A 17794-nucleotide genomic window follows, 5' to 3' on the forward strand; every position below is an offset into this window, starting at 1 on the left:
GAAGTCGATTCGCCCTATTCCCATACCGGTCAATACCGGATCAGCGGGCGGATTTTAGCATTTCTCATTCGCCGCGCAGGCCTGGATTCTTCCGAATGGCGTCCGGGGCTGCGCCCTGGCTCCGGCGGCACGGAACCGGGGACCGAGTCAACCCGGGGAACCACCATTTCCAGGCCCTTGCGGCCCCCGTATCGTGGCCTGTCAGGGTAAGTCCCCATTACCCCGACGCCGCGCCTCCGAGGACGCGGCCCCCTCCACGCACGCTCAGAGGTACACACTGATGCCGTTCCCATCTCCCCGCCTGCCACTCCTGCGCACCTGCATCGCCCTGGCCTTCATAAGCGGCGCCCCCGCCGCGCTGGCCGCGCCCGTCGCCGCCGTCCACCAGGCCGCGCAAGCCCAGCAGCAAGCCATGCTGGACACCATGCGCGACCTGGTCGGGATAGAGTCGGGCAGCAAGGACGTCGAGGGCGTGGAGCGCATCGCCGTACTGATCCGGGACCGCCTCAAGGCGCTGGGCGGCACGGTGGAGATCATCCAGCCCACCGACGTCTTCCGCCTGGACGACACGCCGGAGAAGGTCGGCCCCATGGTCCATGCCGAGTTCAAGGGCAAAGGCCAGAAGAAAATCATGCTGATCGCCCACATGGACACCGTCTACCGCAACGGCATGCTCAAGGACCAGCCCTTCCGCGTCGACGGCGACAAGGCCTACGGCCTGGGCATTGCCGACGACAAACATGGCGTGGCCGCCATCATCCATACCCTGACCCTGCTGCAGAAGCTGGGTTTCGATGACTACGGCACCATTACCGTGCTGATCAACGGCGACGAGGAAATCAGCTCGCCCGGCGCGCGCAGCACCATCACCCGCCTGGGCGCCGATCAGGACGCGGTGTTCTCATTTGAGGGCGGCGGCGCCGAGGCGCGCCTGACGCTGGCCACCAGCGGCATCGGCGCGGCCTACCTGACCGTGCAGGGCAAGACCTCGCATGCCGGCGCGCGCCCGGAAGGCGGCGTCAATGCGCTCTATGAACTGGCGCACCAACTGCTGCAACTGGACAAGCTGTCCAAGCCCGAGGAAGGACTGAAGCTGAACTGGACCGTGGCCCAGGCGGGCACCAACCGCAACGTCATCCCGGGCCAGGCCACCGCCCAGGCCGACGCCCGCGCATTGCGCGTCTCTGACTTCGACGCGCTGTCGCGCACGCTGGAAGAGCGCATACAGAAGAAACTGCTGCCCGAATCCAAGGTCAGCGTGAAATTCGAGGTGCGCCGCCCACCGCTGGAAGCCACCCCGGCCTCGCGCGCCCTGGCCCAGCACGGCGTGCAGATCTACAAGGAACTGGACCTGCCGATGAAAGTCGTGGACCGCGCCAGCGGCGGCGGCACCGATGCGGCCTTCGCCGCCCTGAAGGCGCGCGGCCCGGTGATCGAAGGCATGGGCCTGAGCGGTTTCGGCGCGCACTCCAACGACGCCGAGTACATCCAGATCAACAGCATCGTGCCGCGCCTGTACCTGGCGGCGCGGATGATCATGGACGTGTCGCAGGACAAGGCGCCCATGAAGTAGGCCCATGGGCAGGCCGCGGCGTCCGCGCGCGCCGCGGCAGGCCGGGATCCGGCGTGCAGAAGGAGTATCCTTGCAACCCTGTACAAAAGAACCCGAAGCAACACCTAAATGAGCGCAAAACTCCCCTCCTGGCCCTACTCCCGTTACATCGCGCACCGCGGCGGCGGCCGTCTGGCCCCGGAGAACACCCTGGCCGCCATGCGCGTGGGCGCCGAGCACGGCTTCACGATGTTCGAATACGACGTCAAGCTGAGCAGCGACAACGTGCTGGTGCTGATGCACGACGACAACGTGGACCGGACCTCCAACGGCCAGGGTCCGGCCGCCGCCAAGACCTACTCGGAGCTGGCCCAGCTGGACTTCGGCAGCTGGCATTCGGCCGCCTACGCCGGCGAGCCGCTGCCGACCTTCGACGCCGTCGCCCGCTATACGGTGGCCAACGGCATCGCCAGCAACGTCGAGATCAAGCCCTGCCCGGGCCGCGAAGCCGAAACCGGCCGCGCCGTGGCGCTGGCCGCGCGCCAGCTGTGGCAAGGCGCTGCTGAACCGCCGCTGTTGTCCTCGTTCGCCGAAGAAGCGCTGCAGGCCGCAAAGGAAGCCGCCCCCGAACTGCCGCGCGCCTTGCTGGTGGAAAAGGTCCCCGCCGACTGGCGCGAGCGCCTGGTCAAGTACGACTGCGTGGCCCTGAACATCAACCAGAAAGACGCTACCCGCGAGCTGATCGACGCCGTGCACGCTGCCGGCTACCGCATCGCGGCCTGGACCGTCAACGACCCCGAGCGCGCGCGCCTGCTGCTCGACTGGGGCATCGACGGCATTTTCACCGACGAGCTGGCCGCGATCCGGCCCGCCGCCTGAGGCAGAACGCCCGTGTTCAGTTACCGCCACGCCTTCCACGCCGGCAACCACGCCGACGTGCTCAAGCACGCCATCCTGATCCACACGCTGGATTACTTCAATAAAAAGGACGCGCCCTACTGGGTCGTGGACACCCACGCCGGCGCCGGGCTGTACAGCCTGGACAGCGACTGGGCGGCCAAGACTTCGGAGTTCGCCGACGGCATCGGCCGCCTGTGGGAAGCCGAAGACCTGCCACCTATCCTGGCCGACTATGTCGCCCGGATCCGCGCCTACAACACCAACGGCCGCCTGCGGCGCTATCCTGGCTCGCCGTGGCTGGCGCTGGACGCGCTGCGCCCGTCGGACCGGCTGCGCCTGTTCGAGATGCACCCGACCGAAATCGACACGCTGGTCGCCAACCTGGAGCACCAGGGCCGCGCCGCGCAGCGCCAGACCACCATCTACGGCGACGACGGCTTCGAAGGGGTCAAGGCGCTGCTGCCGCCGCCCACGCGCCGCGGCATGGTGCTGATCGACCCGTCGTACGAAGACAAGAACGACTACCGCCGCACGTTCGTCACCATCAAGGAATGCATCAAGCGCTTCGCCACCGGCACCTATGCCGTCTGGTACCCGCTGGTGCAGCGCCGCGAGGCCAGCGAAATGGCGCGCCACCTGGAAAACCTGAAGGTCAAGAGCTGGCTGCACGCCACCCTGACCGTCAAGAAGGCCACCATCGATGGCTACGGCCTGCACGGCAGCGGCATGTTCCTGATCAACCCGCCCTGGACCTTGCATGACGCCCTGAAGCAGGCCATGCCTTATCTGGCGCGCACGCTGGGCCAGGATGAGCGGGCCGGCTTCACGCTGCAATTCCGCGAGAATCCGTTCCCGGTGCCGAAGAAGCAGTCGGACGACTGATTCCGCACCGAACGCAAAAAAAGGCCACGATCACTCGTGGCCTTTTTTCTTGCCAGGTCGTGCAATCGCTATTGCGGCACTCAGGCTGTTTCGCTTTCCGGCTCTTCACGGCGCAGCGCCTCTTGCGCCCGGGCCAGCTTGGCCGCCGCGTCGCGCAGCGCGGTGCGCAGGCCCTCTTCGATCACGGGGTGATAGAACGGCATCTCCAGCATGCGCGCCACGGTCAGTTCCTGCTGCACGGCCCAGGCCAGCAGGTGGCCGATGTGCTCGGCGCTGGGGCCGACCATTTCGGCGCCCAGGAAACGGCCCGTCTCGATATCGGCGTAGACGTGCAGCATGCCGCGGTTCTTCAGCATGACGCGCGAACGGCCCTGGTCACTGAAGTCCACCTCGCCGGTCACGAAGGTACCCGGCACCAGCCGCGCATGCCCCTGGCCCGCCATGGCGATCTGCGGGTCCGAGAACACCACGGCCAGCGGCGCGCGGCGCAGGCCCTGGCGCACTTCCGGATAGCGGGCGGCGTTCTCGCCAGCGATGCGGCCTTCGTCGGCCGCTTCGTGCAACAGCGGCGCGTCGGCATTGGCATCGCCGGCGATGAAGATGGGCGCGTCGCCCGCCTGCATGGTTGCGCGGTCAAACAGCGGCACGCCATGCTTGTCCAGTTGCAGCGAGGTATTTTCCAGCCCCAACCCGTCCACGTTGGCGCGGCGGCCGGTGGCCACCAGCGCATAGTCGAAGCGTTCGGTGCGTTCGGTATTGTCCAGCGCCACATAGCGGACTTCCACTTCATCGCCGACGCGGGTCGTCTCGAGCACGCGGGCGTCCGGATCCAGATAGAACTCGCGCTGGAAGATCTTGCGGGCGGTGTTGCGCACTTGCGGATCGCTGATGCCGGCCAGGCTGCCGCTGACGCCGAAAACGCGCACCTCCACGCCCAGACGCGCCAGCGCCTGGCCCAGTTCCAGTCCGATCACGCCCGGACCGAACACGGCCACGCGTCCCGGCAGATCGTCCCAGGCGAACACGTCGTCGTTCAGCACCAGCCGGTCGCCCAACGCGCGGAACGGCGGCGGCACCGCGGGGCGCGAGCCGGTCGCGATCACCACGCGGGACGCGCGCACTTCCGTGTGCTCGTCCACCTGCAGCACCGTGTCCGACACGAAGCGCGCGTAGCCGCGCAGCTTGTCCTCGGCGGGTATGCTTTCCACGCCTTCCAGCACAAAGCCCACGAAACGGTCGCGCTCGCGCTTGACGCGGTCCATCACCTCTACCCCGTCCACCGTGATCTCGCCCCCCACGTGCACGCCGAAGGGCTCGGTGTGCGCGGCGCTGTGAGCCGCTTCGGCAGCGGCGATCAGCAGCTTGGACGGCATGCAGCCGACGCGGGCGCAGGTGGTGCCGTAGGGACCGCCTTCAATCAGCAGCGCGCGCTGGCCCGCGGCGCGGGCGGCGCGATAGGCGGCCAGGCCGGCCGTGCCGGCGCCGATGACGGCGATATCGGTATGCAGAGTTTTCATGACTGGGGGTCCCCCGATGTGGCGTGGAGCAGGAATTCAGGAAGGCGGGTTCCGCCTTGTTGCGCACCCTCAGGACGTAGGCCGTCCCGCAGCGCCCGCGAGGGGCCGTGCGCAAAGGTGCGTAAAAAGGGAAACTCGTGAAGGTGGCGGCGGGCGGCGAACCGCCCTTCCGCCCTGCGCGGCCCCAGGACGAACCCAGGAGCCGGCAGGTTTGCAGACGCTTAGGCGAAGTGCGCCTTGAGCTCTTCCAGGCCGCCGATCAGCGAACCGTTGATGAACACCTGCGGGGCGGTGCCCTTGCCGGACACGGCGCCGATCACACGGCCGCGGACCTTGTTTTCCAGCGGGATCTCGATCGGAGCGTAGCCCTTGGCATCCAGCAGCGCCTTGGCTTCCACGCAGAACGGGCAGCCCGGCTTGGAGAACACGACCACCTGGTCGGGCTTCTTGGCCGACGGGGCGAAGTGAGCCAGCATGGTGTCGGCGTCCGACACTTCAAACGGGTCGCCTTCCTTTTCCGGCTCGATGAACATCTTCTGGACCACGCCGTCCTTGACCAGCATGGAATAGCGCCAGCTGCGCTTGCCGAAGCCCAGGTCGCTCTTGTCGACCAGCATGCCCATGCCTTCGGTGAAGGCGCCGTTGCCGTCGGGCAGCAGCGTGATGTTGGCCGATTCCTGGTCCTTGGCCCATTCGTTCATGACGAAGGTGTCATTGACCGAGACGCAGACGATGCTGTCCACGCCAGCGGCGAAAAACGCGGGAGCCAGTTCGTTGTAGCGCGGCAGGTGGGTCGACGAGCAGGTCGGCGTGAAAGCGCCGGGCAGCGAAAAGACCACGACGGTCTTGTTCTTGAACAGGTCGTCGGACGTGACCTTCTTCCAGGTGTTGTCCTCACGGACCGGGAACGTTACGTTCGGAACACGTTGGCCTTCGCGGTTTTGCAGCATTCAAATCTCTCCTTGGGGTAGCGGGGTTGTTTGATTAACCACCATGGAAAGAATGATAAATCCTTGCTATCAATTATTCAAATTTAATAAATTCAATAGATCGATAGATTTTGGCAATGAAGAAATAACCGATGCGAGGCCGGACCTATCATAGCCCGGCCTCGCATCTGGGGAGATTACACCGCCACGGGCGCGTAGCCGGCGTCACGGATCGCGTCTTCGATCTTGTCGGCGTCATCGGCTCCGGTCACGGTCACGCGGTGCGTGGGCAGGTCGATCGCGACAGTCGCGCCCGGCGCCGCCTGGGCCACCGCGGCCGTGATGGTCTTGGCGCAATGGCCGCAGGTCATGTCAGCCACTTGGAACTCGATGCTCATAGTTATCTCCATAGGATTCAAGGGTGATGGACATCATTTCGTCCACCATGGAAAACAGCTTAAACCTTCCTATGATGGCAAGGTCAAGCGTAGAATCGGAGTCAGGCTACACAGGAGCACAGCAATGAATATCGGCGAAGCATCCAAGAGTTCCGGCATTTCCGCCAAGATGATCCGCTACTACGAAAGTATCGGCCTCATCAGCCCCGCCGGACGCACGGATTCCGGCTACCGCGTGTATAGCGACCACGACCTGCACACGCTGCGCTTCGTGCGCCGCGCGCGCGACCTGGGCTTCTCGGTGGAACAGATGAATGAGCTGCTGGCGCTGTGGAAGGACCGCAGCCGCGCCAGCGCCGACGTGAAACGCATCGCGCTGGAGCACGTGCAGGAACTCGAGCGCAAGGCCGAGGCGCTGCGCGACATGGCGGCCACTTTGAAGCATCTGGCCGAGCACTGCCAGGGCAACGACAGGCCGGACTGCCCCATCCTCGAAGGCCTGAGCTGCAAGCACTGAAGCGGCCCAGGCCCCACGCGATCAGTCCTGGGCCTGCGCCTCGGCCGCTACCTTGGCGTGGTACGCCTCGGTCGCGGCCTGCTTGGCGGCCGCCTTCTCGGCGGCGGCCGCGGCCTTCGCCTCTTCCGCGGCAGCCGCTTCCGCCGCGGCCTGGATGGCGCGCTGGCGCGCCCGTTCCCGCACTATCGCGATGCCTTCGGCGTCCAAAGACTCGAACACCGCGATGGACTCCACGTGGCCCGTGTGCGGGAACATGTTGATCACGCCCGCGCTCTTCAGTACATAACCGCCTTCATGCACCATGATGGCCGCATCTCGCGCCAGCGTGGCCGGGTTACAGGACACGTAGACGATGCGCACGGGACGCTCGTGCGCCTCCAGCAGCGACAATGCCTGCGCCACCGCGTGCGCGCCTTCGCGCGGCGGATCGATCAGCATGCGGTCGAAGTAGCCCAGCCCGCGCAGCCATTCCACGTCCACCTCGAACAGATTCAGGGTGGCGAAGCTGGTGCGATCGCCCAGGCCGTGGCGCGATGCCGCATCGAACGCGCGGTCGGTCAGCGCCTTGCTGCCTTCCACGCCGACCGCTTCCTTGCCCTGCGTCGCCAGCGGCAGCGTGAAGTTGCCCAGGCCGCAGAACAGATCGGCCACGCGGTCGGTAGTCTGCACTTCCAGCAGCTTCAGGGCGCGCGACACCATGGCGCGGTTGATGGCGTGGTTGACCTGCGTGAAATCGGTGGGCCGGTACGGCATGCGCAGGCCGAATTCCGGCATGGTGTAGGCCAGGGTTTCGCCATGCTCGCGCTCCAGCGGATGCACGGTTTCCGGACCCTTGGACTGCAGCCACCACTGCACGTTGTGCTTGGCGGCAAAGGCGCGCAGGATGGCGATGTCGCCGTCGGTCAGCGGCAACAGATGGCGCAGGACCAGGGCGGTCACGCCCTCGCCCAGCGACACTTCGATCTGCGGCATGCGGTCCGGCGCCGACATGGAGCCGATCATTTCGCGCAAGGGGATCAGCAAGTCGCTGACGTGGCGCGGCAGCACATGGCATTCACGCATGTCAGCCACGTAGCTGCTCTTGCGTTCGTGGAAGCCGACCAGCACTCCGCCCTTCTTCGGCACCACGCGCACCGACAGGCGGGCGCGATAGCGGTAGCCCCAGGTCGGGCCTTGCAGCGGCGCCAGGATGCGCGCCGGGCGCAGCTTGCCGACGTGCCAGAAGGTGTCTTCCAGCGAACGCTGCTTGATGGCCACCTGCGTGCTGGGCTCCAGGTGCTGCATGGCACAGCCGCCACAGACGCCGAAATGCGGGCAGCGCGGCGCCACCCGCTGCGACGAAGGCCGCAGCACCTCGTCCACGCGCGCAATCTCGTAGGACGGCTTGCGGCGCAACGTGACCGTAGTAACCCGTTCGCCCGGCAAGGCGCCTTCCACGAAGACCACCTTCCCGTCGCGGCGGGCGATACCCCTGGCTTCCAGGTCCAGGGATTCAATACTCAAAACGTCAGACATCTCACGCAGTCCAGAAGAATTACACGCAACCCGCTATTGTAGAAGGACTGCGGCCAATCCTGGAAATGGAAGTAGCGGGGCCGGAACGCACCGCTGTCGGCCCTAGCCCCTTGGCTGTCGGGCGATGCCCCGGGCCTGCGTGCGCGCCCGCTGCAAGCGCAGCGCGGCCATGGCCGCCACGGCGGCAACGGCTCCCACAAGCGGCAGCCACGCCAGGCCGGCATGGACGATGGTCAGGCTGCCCAGCCCGCCGCCCGCCGCGGTTCCAAGATTGAAGGAAGCGATGTTCAGGCCGGCCGCTACCGCCGTGGACTCGGGCACATGGCGCTGCGCCAGCTTCAGCAGCCGGAGCGTCAGCAAGGTGACGATGCAGAAGAACACCATGCCCAGCGCGCCGGCCAGCACCACCACCGCCAGCCCGGAACCCCGCGACAGATATAGTCCCAGCAGGTTGACGGTCAACCCCGCGAGCGCATACAGCGCGGCGCGATCCCCGTCCATCGCGTCAGCCAGATAGCCGCCCAACAGATTGCCAGCAATCGAGCACAGGCCGAACAGCAGCATAGCCGCGCTGAGCCACCGCACATCCGCCCGCGTGACCTGTAGCAGATAGGGAGAGATGAAGGTGAAGAAACTGAACGTCGCCACACTGACCAAGGCGCCCACTCCGGCCGTCGCCAGCATGCGCGGATGCGCCAGCGCCTTCAAGCCAGCCCGCACGCCCGCCTGCGGCTTGCCCGGCCCGCGCACCGGCATGAAGCGCAGCAGGCCGATGACGCCGGCCAGCGCCAACGCGCCCACACCAGCGAAAATGGCACGCCACGACCAGATGCTGCCCAGGAATGTGCCTAACGGCACCCCCAGCGCCAAAGCCAACGTCAGGCCGATCCACACCACCGACAGCGCCCGCCCGGCCCGCGGGGCCGGCACCAGCCTTGCGGCCGCATCCGACGCCACCGCCATGAACACCCCGTGCGCTAGTCCCACCAGAAAACGCACGCCCAGCAAGACCGGCAAAGTGGGCGACAGGCTCATCAGCACGCTGCCCGCGGCCAGCACGGCCATGGCTAGCGCCAGGATGCGGCGGTCCGTCCAGGGCGCGAGCAGCGCGGTCACCAGCGGTGCGCCTATGGCTGCCCCCAAGGCGTAGACCGCGATTGAGGCGCCCGCCGCCTCGATGCTGGCGCCAAGGCTTGCGGCCATGGCCGATATCAGGCCGGCCGCGACAAATTCGGAAAGGCCGAATGCAAAAGTGCATACGGAAAAGACGTAGACGGCGACAGGCATGACGATCCCGGACTCAAATGGAAAGGTCCGGCGCAAACCGCGAGGCGCTGTGAGGCGCTCGGCCGGATCCTGGGACTGAGCTTAGGGATCTGTCGCGGGTTCGTAAAATATCTTATTTATTAAAAAATAAGACTTTCAACGTCTGAAAAGGCCTGCTGCATGGTGCAGACCAGACGGTCGCGGGCGGGCGACGCCCGCTCCGGATTCCAGGCCATCAACAGGTCCAGATGCGTCAGCGCCATGGGCGCGTCGCTCTCGATGGCGCGAAAGACGACGTCGTCGCGCCGTTGCGCGGCCAGCGATCCTGGCAGCAGAGCGATACCGAAACCCGCGGCCACCAGTGCAATCAGTGTCTGCAGTTGACGCGCCTCCTGCGCCACCACGGGCCGGAAGCCCGCGGTCTGGCATAGCTGGATCAGCTGGTCGTGCAGGCCCTGCCCCAAGCTTCTGGGCGACGCGACAAACGCTTCATCCTTGAGTTTGGCGAGTTCGATCGAAGGCTGGTAGGCCAGGGGATGACCTGCCGGGAGGGCCACGCAGAGGGGTTCGCGCAGCAGGGCTTGAAAGCGCAGATCCGGCGTGCTGCCGCCCGGCGTGCGCAGGAATCCGATATTCGCAGTCCCGTTCTCCAGGGCCTCGACCTGCTCTCGCGTCGTGCCTTCGCGCAGGGTGAACGCCACTGCGGGGCACGTCAGCCGGAAATCGCGCAAGGCCCGCAGCAACGAGGCATAGGGCGCGATGTTGATGAAGGTCATCGTCAAATGCCCGTCCATGCCCTGCGCCACCCGCCGGGTACGCGCCACGCCTTCATCCAGCCCGTCCAGGATGCGCCGGGCCGTCTCGAGGAACGCCGCGCCTGCGGGCGTCAGCGCGACGCTGCGGTTGGTGCGCTCGAACAGCGTTGCGCCTATCTCGGCCTCCAGCCGCCGGATGGCCTGGCTCAGCGGCGGCTGCGCCATGTGCAGTCGCTGTGCGGCGCGGTTGAAGTGCAGGGTTTCGGCCACCGCGATGAATTGCCGCAATAGGCGTGTTTCTATCATTGGAACGCCTGAGGTTCTGATTCGATTCCCACAGTATATTTTTTATCTTGTCCGGCAAAAAAAAGGCTTGCCGTAGACAGCGCGCCAACAGCTGTCCCACGGCAAGCCCAACGCCGGCGCTGTCAGGCGCCGCCACGGATAAAGGTCAGAAGGAACGCGCCACCGAGAACACCGCGCCCAGGCGGCCCGAAGGATGGCCGTATTTCGTGGGCAGCCAGTTGTCCTTGGTCGCACCCACGGCGGCCAGGCCCAGGATCCAGCCCTTCAGGTCCTTGGTCACGCCGACCTTGTAGTCGACGTAATGGCCCATGGAGTCGCCGTCCATATTGGTCTGGTTCTTGAGCTTCTGGTAGCCCAGGTGGCCGACCAGGCCCCAGCCGTCGCCCAGGTCGAAATTGGCCGTGCCGTCCAGGTACCAGGTGCCCTTGCTGTCGGGCGTGCTGAAGAAGTCGCTGGGCGTGTAGGAGTACTTGAGGCTGTAGTTGCCGTAGGACGCGCCCAGGTAGAGGTCGGTGTTGTTGTAGTTGCCGCCCTTCGGCGAACTGGAGCCCGGGTAGTAGTAGTGCAGCACGCCCGCGTCCAGCGTGAAGCCGCCACCTACGTCGCCCTTCCAGCCGCCATAGAAATCCATCTCCAGGTTGCCGTCGGTGAAAACGAAGTCCGAGACGTTGGAGTTCCAGTTGCCCAGATAAAAGCCGGAACTGTGGGTCAGGTCGAAGCCCAGCTGCACGGCGGGCCGGAAGTCGGTCTGCGAGTAGCCGCGAAAACGGTAGTCGCTGACGATGGCGGCGTTGCCGCTGAGCGAGAATCCGCCGCCCAGATCGGTGGGTTCGGCCTGTGCCGCCGCGGCGAAACAAGCGGCGAACGCAAGGGGCACGGCTAGCAACGTCTTCTTCATGGTGCGGAGTCCTGATCGGATTTGTCGAGTGGGGGGATGGCCGCAGCGCATCCACAGGACCGGCTGGGCAACATTTCGTACCGGTTCCCACTACACCAAGCAATGTCCGTGCCAGGTCCGGCGCAAGCTGATTGCGACGCGCATGCGCCGCGGCGCCGCCTGCCGCGCACCAGGACAGTGCAGACGCAGGTCTGTGCGCAGGCATTCATGCGTCAAAACGGGGAGTCCTCGCCCGCATGGTTCGGCGCCGCTGGCGGGCATGTCACCGGCAGTGTCCGCAAATGAAAAACCCCGGCACGCGACTGCGTGTCCGGGGTAGTACGACCGGGCCGGCCAGGAAGGCCGGCTGCGACGTTTAGTTGGCGGCGGGCTTGGCCGGCGCGGCGGCCGCGGGCGCTTCAGCCCTGCCCTTGCCATGGCGCCCTTCCATGCGGGCGTGGCGCTCCTGCATGCGGTCCTGGCGCTCCTTGACGAACTTGGTCACCTGACCGCGCTGGGTCTCGTTCAGGCTGTCCCAGACGGCCAGCCACTGGTCGCGCACCTGCTTGGCCTGGGGACCGAAGGCTTCACGCGATTTTTCGGACTGTTCGACCAGTGCGCGGGGATCCAGCTTGCCGCTGTCCAGTTGCGCCTTCAACAGGTCGTGGCGCTTGCCGCCGGAGGCGCGCATGGCTTCGTGCAGGCTGCGTTGGCCGTCCTGGGCGGTCTTGAACAAGGCCTGCTGCTTGTCATCCAGCTTCAGCTCGGCGACCTGCGCCTTGGTCACGGGACCCAGGCCGGGAACGAAGAGGCCGTCGCGCATGCCTTTGTGGAAGCCGCCGCGCTGGCCATCGTGCATGGCGGCGGGACCGCCGTCAGCGGGAGGAGGAGGCGCAGCCATGGCGGAGCCGGCCACCATGCCGCCCGTCGCGGCGACAAATGCAAGAGCGGCCAAATTGGAGCGGATAGCGAATCGGGACATGTAGGTCTCCTGAAAGTGAAGAAAGCGAGGCCATTGTGCGGTTGCCCCGGTTTCATCCAGGTTTCGTCCAAGCAAGCAATGTTTCAGTCGATTGCGCCGGCGCCAGGCGCAAGAACGGGGCCGCGCGGGCCCCGTTTCTTCCTTGCTTCCCGACAGACGGATCTTGAGGCCGCCCAGGCGTTCAGTTGGCGTCCCAGGCCGCCATGTATTCCTTCCAGTGCGGCGCGTCGCTGGCGCTAAGGGTGTCGCGCACCAGCGCGATTTCCGCTTCGTAGGAAGTGCGGTCGAGTTCGCCGCGCAGGAAACGGAATCGGCAATACACCAGCCAGGTGTTGACCACGTCCGTTTCGCAATAGGCCCGTACCTCGTCGGCGCGGCCTTGGCTCCAGGCCTCCCACACCTTGCTGCCATCCATGCCGAGCTTGCCGGGAAAGCCGCAAAGCTTGGCCAGCTCGTCCAGCGGCGCATTGGCGCGGCCGTTGTACTTGGCCAGCAGGTCCATCAGGTCCAGATGGCGGGAGTGGTAGCGCGAGATGTAGTTGTTGAACTTGAAATCGCGGTCTTCCTCGCCCATGTCCCAGTAGCGCGGCGCGGGCACACCCTGGATCAGGCTGCGGTAATGCAGCACCGGCAGGTCGAAGCCGGAACCGTTCCAGCTCACCAGCTTGGGCGTGTAGCGTTCGATGGTCTTGAAGAAGCCCGCCAGCAAGGCGGCTTCGGGATCGTCGGGCTGGCCCAGCGTCTTGACGCGAAAGCCCTGGTCGTCGCGGAACACGCAGCCCACCACCGCCACCTTGTGCAGATGCAACGGCAGGAAATCATGGCCCACGGCCTCGCGCCGCGCAGTCAGCGCGCGCTCGACCACTTCCTGGTCAGGAACCTCGGGTCCCCAGCCATTGAGCTTGCGCAGCCCATCGGCATCGGGGATGGTTTCCAGGTCGAATACCAGGGTGGGCGTCATTTGGCAGGCAGGTACTGCATGGGGTCCACCGGCTGGCCTTGGCGGCGGATCTCGAAATGCAGGCGCGGCGAGGTGGTGTCGCTCTGGCCGAGTTCGGCGATCTTGGCGCCGCGCTTGACCGTCTGGCCTGTCTTCACCAGCACCGCGCGGTTATGCGCGTAAGCGGTGATGAAGCCGTTCTGGTGTTCGACGATGATCAGGTTGCCCAGGCCGCGCACGCCGTTGCCGCTGTACTTGACCAGGCCGTCCGCCGCGGCGGTGATGGGATCGCCCAAGGCGCCGGCGATGTCGATGCCCTTGCTGCTGTTGTTGAAGCCCTGCACGATCTGACCGCTGGCGGGCCAGGCCCAATTGATGACGGCCGCATCGGCCGCGCGCGTGGCGGGCTTGGTTTCGACCGGCGCCGTGGGCGGCGGGGTGGTGGTCTCGGTAGTGGGCGGCGGCAGGGTTTCCGGCTGGTCCAGCGGACGCGGCTGCGGCTTGGTGCCTGCGACCGGCGCGGTCTGCGCCCCGCCGCTGGCGCCGCCGGACATCTTCAGGACCTGGCCGACCGAGATCTGGTTGGGGTCGCTGAGGTTATTCCAGCGCTTGACGTTCTCGATGTCCACATTGTTGGCGCGGGCGATCTTGTACAGCGTGTCGCCCGGCTTCACTACATAGCTGCCGCCGGGTTGGGTCGCCGGCGCGGGTTGCCCGCCGGTCATGTCGACCACCGGGGCGCGAGTACCTTTCGAAGCGCAGCCCGCCAGAATGGACAGGCTGAGAGCCCCCGCGATGAAGAGCGGGCGGCGCAGGCGCGTCATGGACGCGCCCAGGGTGATATCGGTCAGTTGCAACTGCCCGTTGAGCATACGTTTCTCCTGTTTGCTCAAGATTGTATTCCGGCCCGTAGCGGCACAAAGCGCACGGCCTCTAATTCGGTGCGTTTCCAGCTGGCCGCGCCTGTGCGTTCGATGAGAACCAGGCGCTGGTTGGCGCCCCCTTCAGGAGCGATCAGGCGGCCACCCGGCGCGAGCTGAGACAGCAGCGCCTGCGGGATGGCAAGGCCAGCGGCAGCCACAACGATAGCATCGAACGGCGCCACGCCGGGCAGGCCCAGCATGCCGTCGCCGTAGATCAAACGGATCCTCGTGGTGAGCCGCAAGGCGCGCAGATGCTCGCGCGCCAACTCATACAGTCCGCGGATGCGTTCGATGGTGTGGACCTCGCGCACGAACTGCGCGAGCACCGCTGCCTGGTAGCCGCAACCCGCGCCGACTTCCAGCACACGGGTGGGCGTGCGGTCGTCGCAGGCAGCGGCGATCATGCGCGCCACCACCCAGGGTTGCGAAATGGTTTGCGAATGGCCGATGGGCAGCGCCGCGTCTTCGTAGGCGCGGCTGGCCAGCGCCTCGTCGACGAACAGATGGCGCGGCACGGCGCCCATGGCGTTGAGCACGCGTTCGTCGGTAATGCCCTGCGCCCGCAGGCGTTCCACCATGGCCTGGCGCAGGCGGTCGGAGTTCAGGCCCAGGTTGCTGCCGGACGCCGGCGTCGGCGCCTGCGTCTGGCGTTGCAGCGTGGCCGCGGAAATGCGCGTATTGCTGTTGGCGGGCGTGACGCCAGGACTGAGCCGGCCCGAGTCGTAGCGCACCGGGCCGGTGCGCCCGGACACGGGCTGGCTCACATCCGGTTGGCTTACGCGTTTGCGCATAGCGGCTCCGCCCAGGTCCGGATCTCGTCGAGCTGGCTGTGCTGGGTCAGGTCCAGGCGCAGCGGCGTGACTGACACGGTGCCCTGCTCGACGGCATGGAAGTCCGTGCCCGGCGTGGCGTCGGCCGCCATGCCCACGGGCCCGATCCAGTAGACGGTATCGCCATACGGCGTGGTCGTGCGCACCACCGGCTGCGAGGGATGGCGCTTGCCCAGGCGCGTGACCGCGAAGCCGTGCATGTCTTCGAAGCGGCGGCTGGGAATGTTGACGTTCAGCAGCACCGGCGCGGCCAGCGGTTGGGCAAGGTGGCGCTCGACCACCAGGCGCGCGGCGCGCGCGGCGGAATCGATGTGCGCCCAGCCCTTCTCGGCCAGCGAGAACGCGATGGCGGGAATGCCGAACAGATAGCCTTCGCTGGCGGCGGCCACGGTGCCCGAATAGAGGGTGTCGTCGCCCATGTTGGCGCCGTTGTTGATGCCGGACACGACCAGGTCGGGCCGGGTATCCATAAGACCGGTGAGGGCCACGTGCACGCAGTCTGACGGGGTGCCGTTGACGGCGATGTAGCCGTTGGAGGCGGTGCGCACCGACAGCGGCCGGTTCAGCGTCAGCGAATTGGACGCGCCGCTATGGTTGGTCTCGGGCGCGACGACGGTGAGATCGCCCAGGCCCTGCAGCGCGTCAACCAGCGCCTCGAGCCCGGGGGCGGAGTAACCATCATCGTTCGAAACCAGAATTCGCATTGTGCATCCGAAAGAAAATAAAACGCGGGTGAACGCGTCGGATTGTACCGTCCGCGGCCGCCATCCGTGCGATCTGCTGGCAGACGGGCGCCGGCATCCCGCTCGATAACCCGTAGCCGGGCCCCGCCCCGGGCGCGGTAGAATCCGCAGCCATTACGGTAACAACACAACAACAACGGACCCCTTTCATGGCGATAAACGACCCCTCTCTGGTCTTCAGCGCTGCGCTCATCCTGCTGGCCTACTTGATCGGCTCCGTGCCGTTCGCCGTGGTCGTCAGCAAGCTCATGGGCCTGCAGGACCCCCGCAGCTACGGCTCCAAGAACCCGGGCGCCACCAACGTGCTGCGCACCGGGAACAAGACCGCCGCCGCGCTGACGCTGCTGGGCGACGCCGCCAAGGGATGGTTCGCGATCTGGCTGGCCGAAAAACTGGCGCCCGGGATCTCCCCGATCGCGCTGGCGCTGGTGGCGCTGGCCGCCTTCCTGGGCCATCTGTACCCGATATTCCTGCGCTTCAAGGGTGGCAAGGGCGTGGCCACCGCCCTGGGCGTGCTGGTGGCGATCCAGCCCTGGCTGGCGGTCGCCACTGCCGCCACCTGGCTCATCGTCGCGGTGTTCTTCCGCTATTCGTCGCTGGCATCCCTGGTGGCGGCCTTTTTCGCCCCCGTGTACTACGTGTTCGGCTCGGGCCTGGCCTGGTATGCGCAGCCGCCCATGGGCGTCGCGCTGGCGATCATCGGCGTGCTGTTGTTCTACCGCCACCGCGCCAACATCACGCGCCTGGTGCAAGGCACAGAAAGCCGCATTGGCGGCGGCAAGAAGAAATAAGCAAGACGCGCATGTGACAGGGCGGCCCCAGGGCCGCCCTTTCATTTCAGGCGATGTCGGCGAGGTCCCAGCGCGGCTTGACGGTGAAGCTGTGCGCATCCGGGTCCAGGGTCGCCAGACCCGCCTTGACCCGCTCGGCGGCCGCAAACGCGATCATGGCGCCGTTGTCGGTGCACAGTTCCAGCGGCGGGAAATAGGCGCGCGCCTTGAGCGGCTTGAGCGCGGCGTCCAGCTTGGCGCGCAGCAATTGATTGGCGCCCACGCCGCCGGCCACCACCAGACGCTTCAGGCCGGTCTGTTTCAGGGCTTTGATGGCCTTGGCCGCCAGCACTTCCACGATGGCGGCCTGCGTGGCCGCGGCCAGGTTGGCGCGCGCCTGTTCGTCCAGCCCGCCCGCCGCCTCGGCAGCCTTGACCCGGGTCAGCACGGCCGTTTTCAGGCCACTGAAGCTGAAGTCCAGGTCGCCGCTGTGCAGCATGGGCCGCGGCAGGTCGAAACGCGCGGCGTCCCCGCTGGCGGCCAGCCTGGACAGCGCCGGCCCGCCCGGATAGCCCAGCCCCATCAGCTTGGCCGACTTGTCGAAGGCCTCGCCCGCCGCGTCGTCCAGCGTTTCGCCCAGCAATTCGTAGCGCCCCACGCCGTCCACCCGCATCAGCTGCGTGTGTCCGCCGGAAACCAGCAGCGCCACGAAGGGGAATTCCGGCCGCGGATCCGCCAGCATCGGCGACAGCAGGTGGCCTTCGAGGTGATGGATGCCGATGGCGGGCAGATGGCGCGACCAGGCGAACGACTGCGCGACGCTGGCGCCCACCAGCAAGGCGCCGGCCAGGCCCGGCCCTGCCGTGTAGGCGACCGCGCCGATATCGGACATCTGCAGGCCGGCTTCTTCCAGGACCTGCCGCGTCAGCGGCACGACCCGGCGGATATGGTCGCGCGAGGCGAGTTCCGGCACCACGCCCCCGTATTCCTGGTGCATGGCGATCTGGGTATGCAGCGCGTGCGCCAGCAGACCGCGTTCGGTACAGACGGCTGCGACACCGGTTTCGTCGCAGGAGCTTTCAAAGCCGAGAATAATCATGGCGGCAGAGTTTACAACTGATGCGAAAATACGCCCGTTTATGAAAAACCGGCGGGCAACCCGGCCCGCCTACAACAACCCGCAATCCTGCAA

General features: G+C 66.5%; 18 protein-coding genes. 5 read left to right on the forward strand and 13 right to left on the reverse strand.

The features are described from left to right. Positions 1-280 precede the first annotated feature (280 nt). The 3 genes from AXYL_RS16880 (at position 281) to AXYL_RS16890 (ending at position 3334) form a co-directional block, all read left to right on the forward strand. Positions 281-1573, forward strand: a complete 1293-nt coding sequence (locus AXYL_RS16880) for a M20/M25/M40 family metallo-hydrolase (RefSeq protein WP_013394035.1) — start codon at positions 281-283, stop codon at positions 1571-1573. Positions 1574-1681: 108 nt separating this feature from the next. Beyond that, on the forward strand, positions 1682-2431 hold the full coding sequence (ugpQ, locus tag AXYL_RS16885) for a glycerophosphodiester phosphodiesterase (protein WP_013394036.1): 750 nt from the start codon (positions 1682-1684) through the stop codon (positions 2429-2431). 12 nt (positions 2432-2443) lie between these two features. Next, positions 2444-3334 (forward strand): 23S rRNA (adenine(2030)-N(6))-methyltransferase RlmJ, encoded by an 891-nt coding sequence (locus AXYL_RS16890; RefSeq protein ID WP_013394037.1) that lies wholly within the window; start codon positions 2444-2446, stop codon positions 3332-3334. An 80-nt stretch (positions 3335-3414) separates the two neighbouring features. On the opposite strand, the gene AXYL_RS16895 is transcribed toward AXYL_RS16890, so the two are convergent. From AXYL_RS16895 to AXYL_RS16905, 3 genes are all read right to left on the reverse strand, one after another. Beyond that, positions 3415-4851 carry a dihydrolipoyl dehydrogenase gene (locus tag AXYL_RS16895; RefSeq protein ID WP_013394038.1) on the reverse strand — a complete coding sequence of 479 codons (1437 nt, stop codon included), beginning with the start codon at positions 4849-4851 and terminating at the stop codon, positions 3415-3417. Positions 4852-5072: 221 nt separating this feature from the next. Further along, complete coding sequence (locus AXYL_RS16900; RefSeq protein ID WP_013394039.1) at positions 5073-5801, reverse strand: glutathione peroxidase; 729 nt, start codon at positions 5799-5801, stop codon at positions 5073-5075. 176 nt (positions 5802-5977) lie between these two features. Then, a complete protein-coding gene (locus AXYL_RS16905; RefSeq protein WP_013394040.1) occupies positions 5978-6178 on the reverse strand; it encodes a heavy-metal-associated domain-containing protein in 201 nt (66 codons plus the stop codon). A gap of 124 nt (positions 6179-6302) precedes the next feature. Here AXYL_RS16905 and cueR point away from each other — a divergent pair, with 124 nt between their 5' ends. Next, a complete protein-coding gene (gene cueR, locus AXYL_RS16910; protein WP_013394041.1) occupies positions 6303-6695 on the forward strand; it encodes a Cu(I)-responsive transcriptional regulator in 393 nt (130 codons plus the stop codon). Positions 6696-6716: 21 nt separating this feature from the next. Here the strand turns inward: cueR and rlmD are convergent, their stop codons facing one another. The 9 genes from rlmD to surE form a co-directional block, all read right to left on the reverse strand. Beyond that, positions 6717-8210, reverse strand: coding sequence for a 23S rRNA (uracil(1939)-C(5))-methyltransferase RlmD (gene rlmD, locus AXYL_RS16915; RefSeq protein WP_013394042.1), 1494 nt, complete (start codon positions 8208-8210; stop codon positions 6717-6719). 102 nt (positions 8211-8312) lie between these two features. Further along, the gene (locus AXYL_RS16920; protein ID WP_237709905.1) at positions 8313-9413 is read right to left on the reverse strand and encodes an MFS transporter; all 1101 of its coding nucleotides are present in this window, start codon (positions 9411-9413) and stop codon (positions 8313-8315) included. Between the two features lie 203 nt (positions 9414-9616). Next, the gene (locus AXYL_RS16925; RefSeq protein ID WP_013394044.1) at positions 9617-10537 is read right to left on the reverse strand and encodes a LysR substrate-binding domain-containing protein; all 921 of its coding nucleotides are present in this window, start codon (positions 10535-10537) and stop codon (positions 9617-9619) included. Positions 10538-10682: 145 nt separating this feature from the next. Beyond that, positions 10683-11435, reverse strand: a complete 753-nt coding sequence (locus AXYL_RS16930; protein ID WP_013394045.1) for a TorF family putative porin — start codon at positions 11433-11435, stop codon at positions 10683-10685. Between the two features lie 355 nt (positions 11436-11790). Continuing rightward, positions 11791-12396, reverse strand: a complete 606-nt coding sequence (locus tag AXYL_RS16935; RefSeq protein ID WP_013394046.1) for a hypothetical protein — start codon at positions 12394-12396, stop codon at positions 11791-11793. Between the two features lie 181 nt (positions 12397-12577). Then, on the reverse strand, positions 12578-13357 hold the full coding sequence (locus AXYL_RS16940; protein ID WP_013394047.1) for a 3'-5' exonuclease: 780 nt from the start codon (positions 13355-13357) through the stop codon (positions 12578-12580). Continuing rightward, on the reverse strand, positions 13354-14208 hold the full coding sequence (locus tag AXYL_RS16945; protein ID WP_013394048.1) for a peptidoglycan DD-metalloendopeptidase family protein: 855 nt from the start codon (positions 14206-14208) through the stop codon (positions 13354-13356). Before AXYL_RS16945 ends, AXYL_RS16940 begins: the two co-directional genes overlap by 4 nt. Positions 14209-14225: 17 nt before the next feature. Continuing rightward, on the reverse strand, positions 14226-15050 hold the full coding sequence (locus AXYL_RS16950) for a protein-L-isoaspartate(D-aspartate) O-methyltransferase (protein ID WP_013394049.1): 825 nt from the start codon (positions 15048-15050) through the stop codon (positions 14226-14228). After that, the gene (gene surE / locus AXYL_RS16955) at positions 15035-15793 is read right to left on the reverse strand and encodes a 5'/3'-nucleotidase SurE (RefSeq protein WP_013394050.1); all 759 of its coding nucleotides are present in this window, start codon (positions 15791-15793) and stop codon (positions 15035-15037) included. The genes AXYL_RS16950 and surE overlap by 16 nt, the downstream gene beginning before the upstream one ends. A gap of 188 nt (positions 15794-15981) precedes the next feature. Between surE and plsY the strand changes: the two genes are divergently transcribed. Continuing rightward, positions 15982-16623 (forward strand): glycerol-3-phosphate 1-O-acyltransferase PlsY, encoded by a 642-nt coding sequence (gene plsY / locus AXYL_RS16960; RefSeq protein WP_013394051.1) that lies wholly within the window; start codon positions 15982-15984, stop codon positions 16621-16623. A gap of 46 nt (positions 16624-16669) precedes the next feature. On the opposite strand, the gene tsaD is transcribed toward plsY, so the two are convergent. Further along, on the reverse strand, positions 16670-17701 hold the full coding sequence (tsaD, locus tag AXYL_RS16965; RefSeq protein WP_013394052.1) for a tRNA (adenosine(37)-N6)-threonylcarbamoyltransferase complex transferase subunit TsaD: 1032 nt from the start codon (positions 17699-17701) through the stop codon (positions 16670-16672). Positions 17702-17794: the final 93 nt, after the last annotated feature.

The sequence above is a fragment of the Achromobacter xylosoxidans A8 genome (assembly GCF_000165835.1).
GTDB classification, from domain to species: Bacteria; Pseudomonadota; Gammaproteobacteria; order Burkholderiales; family Burkholderiaceae_B; genus Achromobacter; species Achromobacter xylosoxidans_B.

Coding starts and splice junctions, on each gene's coding strand:
- AXYL_RS16880 (WP_013394035.1), top strand. CDS start 281: ATGCCGTTCCCATCTCCCCGCCTGCCACTCCTGCGCACCTGCATCGCC.
- ugpQ (WP_013394036.1), top strand. CDS start 1,682: ATGAGCGCAAAACTCCCCTCCTGGCCCTACTCCCGTTACATCGCGCAC.
- AXYL_RS16895 (WP_013394038.1), bottom strand. CDS start 4,851: ATGAAAACTCTGCATACCGATATCGCCGTCATCGGCGCCGGCACGGCC.
- AXYL_RS16900 (WP_013394039.1), bottom strand. CDS start 5,801: ATGCTGCAAAACCGCGAAGGCCAACGTGTTCCGAACGTAACGTTCCCG.
- AXYL_RS16905 (WP_013394040.1), bottom strand. CDS start 6,178: ATGAGCATCGAGTTCCAAGTGGCTGACATGACCTGCGGCCATTGCGCC.
- cueR (WP_013394041.1), top strand. CDS start 6,303: ATGAATATCGGCGAAGCATCCAAGAGTTCCGGCATTTCCGCCAAGATG.
- rlmD (WP_013394042.1), bottom strand. CDS start 8,210: ATGTCTGACGTTTTGAGTATTGAATCCCTGGACCTGGAAGCCAGGGGT.
- AXYL_RS16920 (WP_237709905.1), bottom strand. CDS start 9,413: ATGGCCGCAAGCCTTGGCGCCAGCATCGAGGCGGCGGGCGCCTCAATC.
- AXYL_RS16925 (WP_013394044.1), bottom strand. CDS start 10,537: ATGATAGAAACACGCCTATTGCGGCAATTCATCGCGGTGGCCGAAACC.
- AXYL_RS16930 (WP_013394045.1), bottom strand. CDS start 11,435: ATGAAGAAGACGTTGCTAGCCGTGCCCCTTGCGTTCGCCGCTTGTTTC.
- AXYL_RS16935 (WP_013394046.1), bottom strand. CDS start 12,396: ATGTCCCGATTCGCTATCCGCTCCAATTTGGCCGCTCTTGCATTTGTC.
- AXYL_RS16940 (WP_013394047.1), bottom strand. CDS start 13,357: ATGACGCCCACCCTGGTATTCGACCTGGAAACCATCCCCGATGCCGAT.
- AXYL_RS16945 (WP_013394048.1), bottom strand. CDS start 14,208: ATGCTCAACGGGCAGTTGCAACTGACCGATATCACCCTGGGCGCGTCC.
- AXYL_RS16950 (WP_013394049.1), bottom strand. CDS start 15,050: ATGCGCAAACGCGTAAGCCAACCGGATGTGAGCCAGCCCGTGTCCGGG.
- surE (WP_013394050.1), bottom strand. CDS start 15,793: ATGCGAATTCTGGTTTCGAACGATGATGGTTACTCCGCCCCCGGGCTC.
- plsY (WP_013394051.1), top strand. CDS start 15,982: ATGGCGATAAACGACCCCTCTCTGGTCTTCAGCGCTGCGCTCATCCTG.
- tsaD (WP_013394052.1), bottom strand. CDS start 17,701: ATGATTATTCTCGGCTTTGAAAGCTCCTGCGACGAAACCGGTGTCGCA.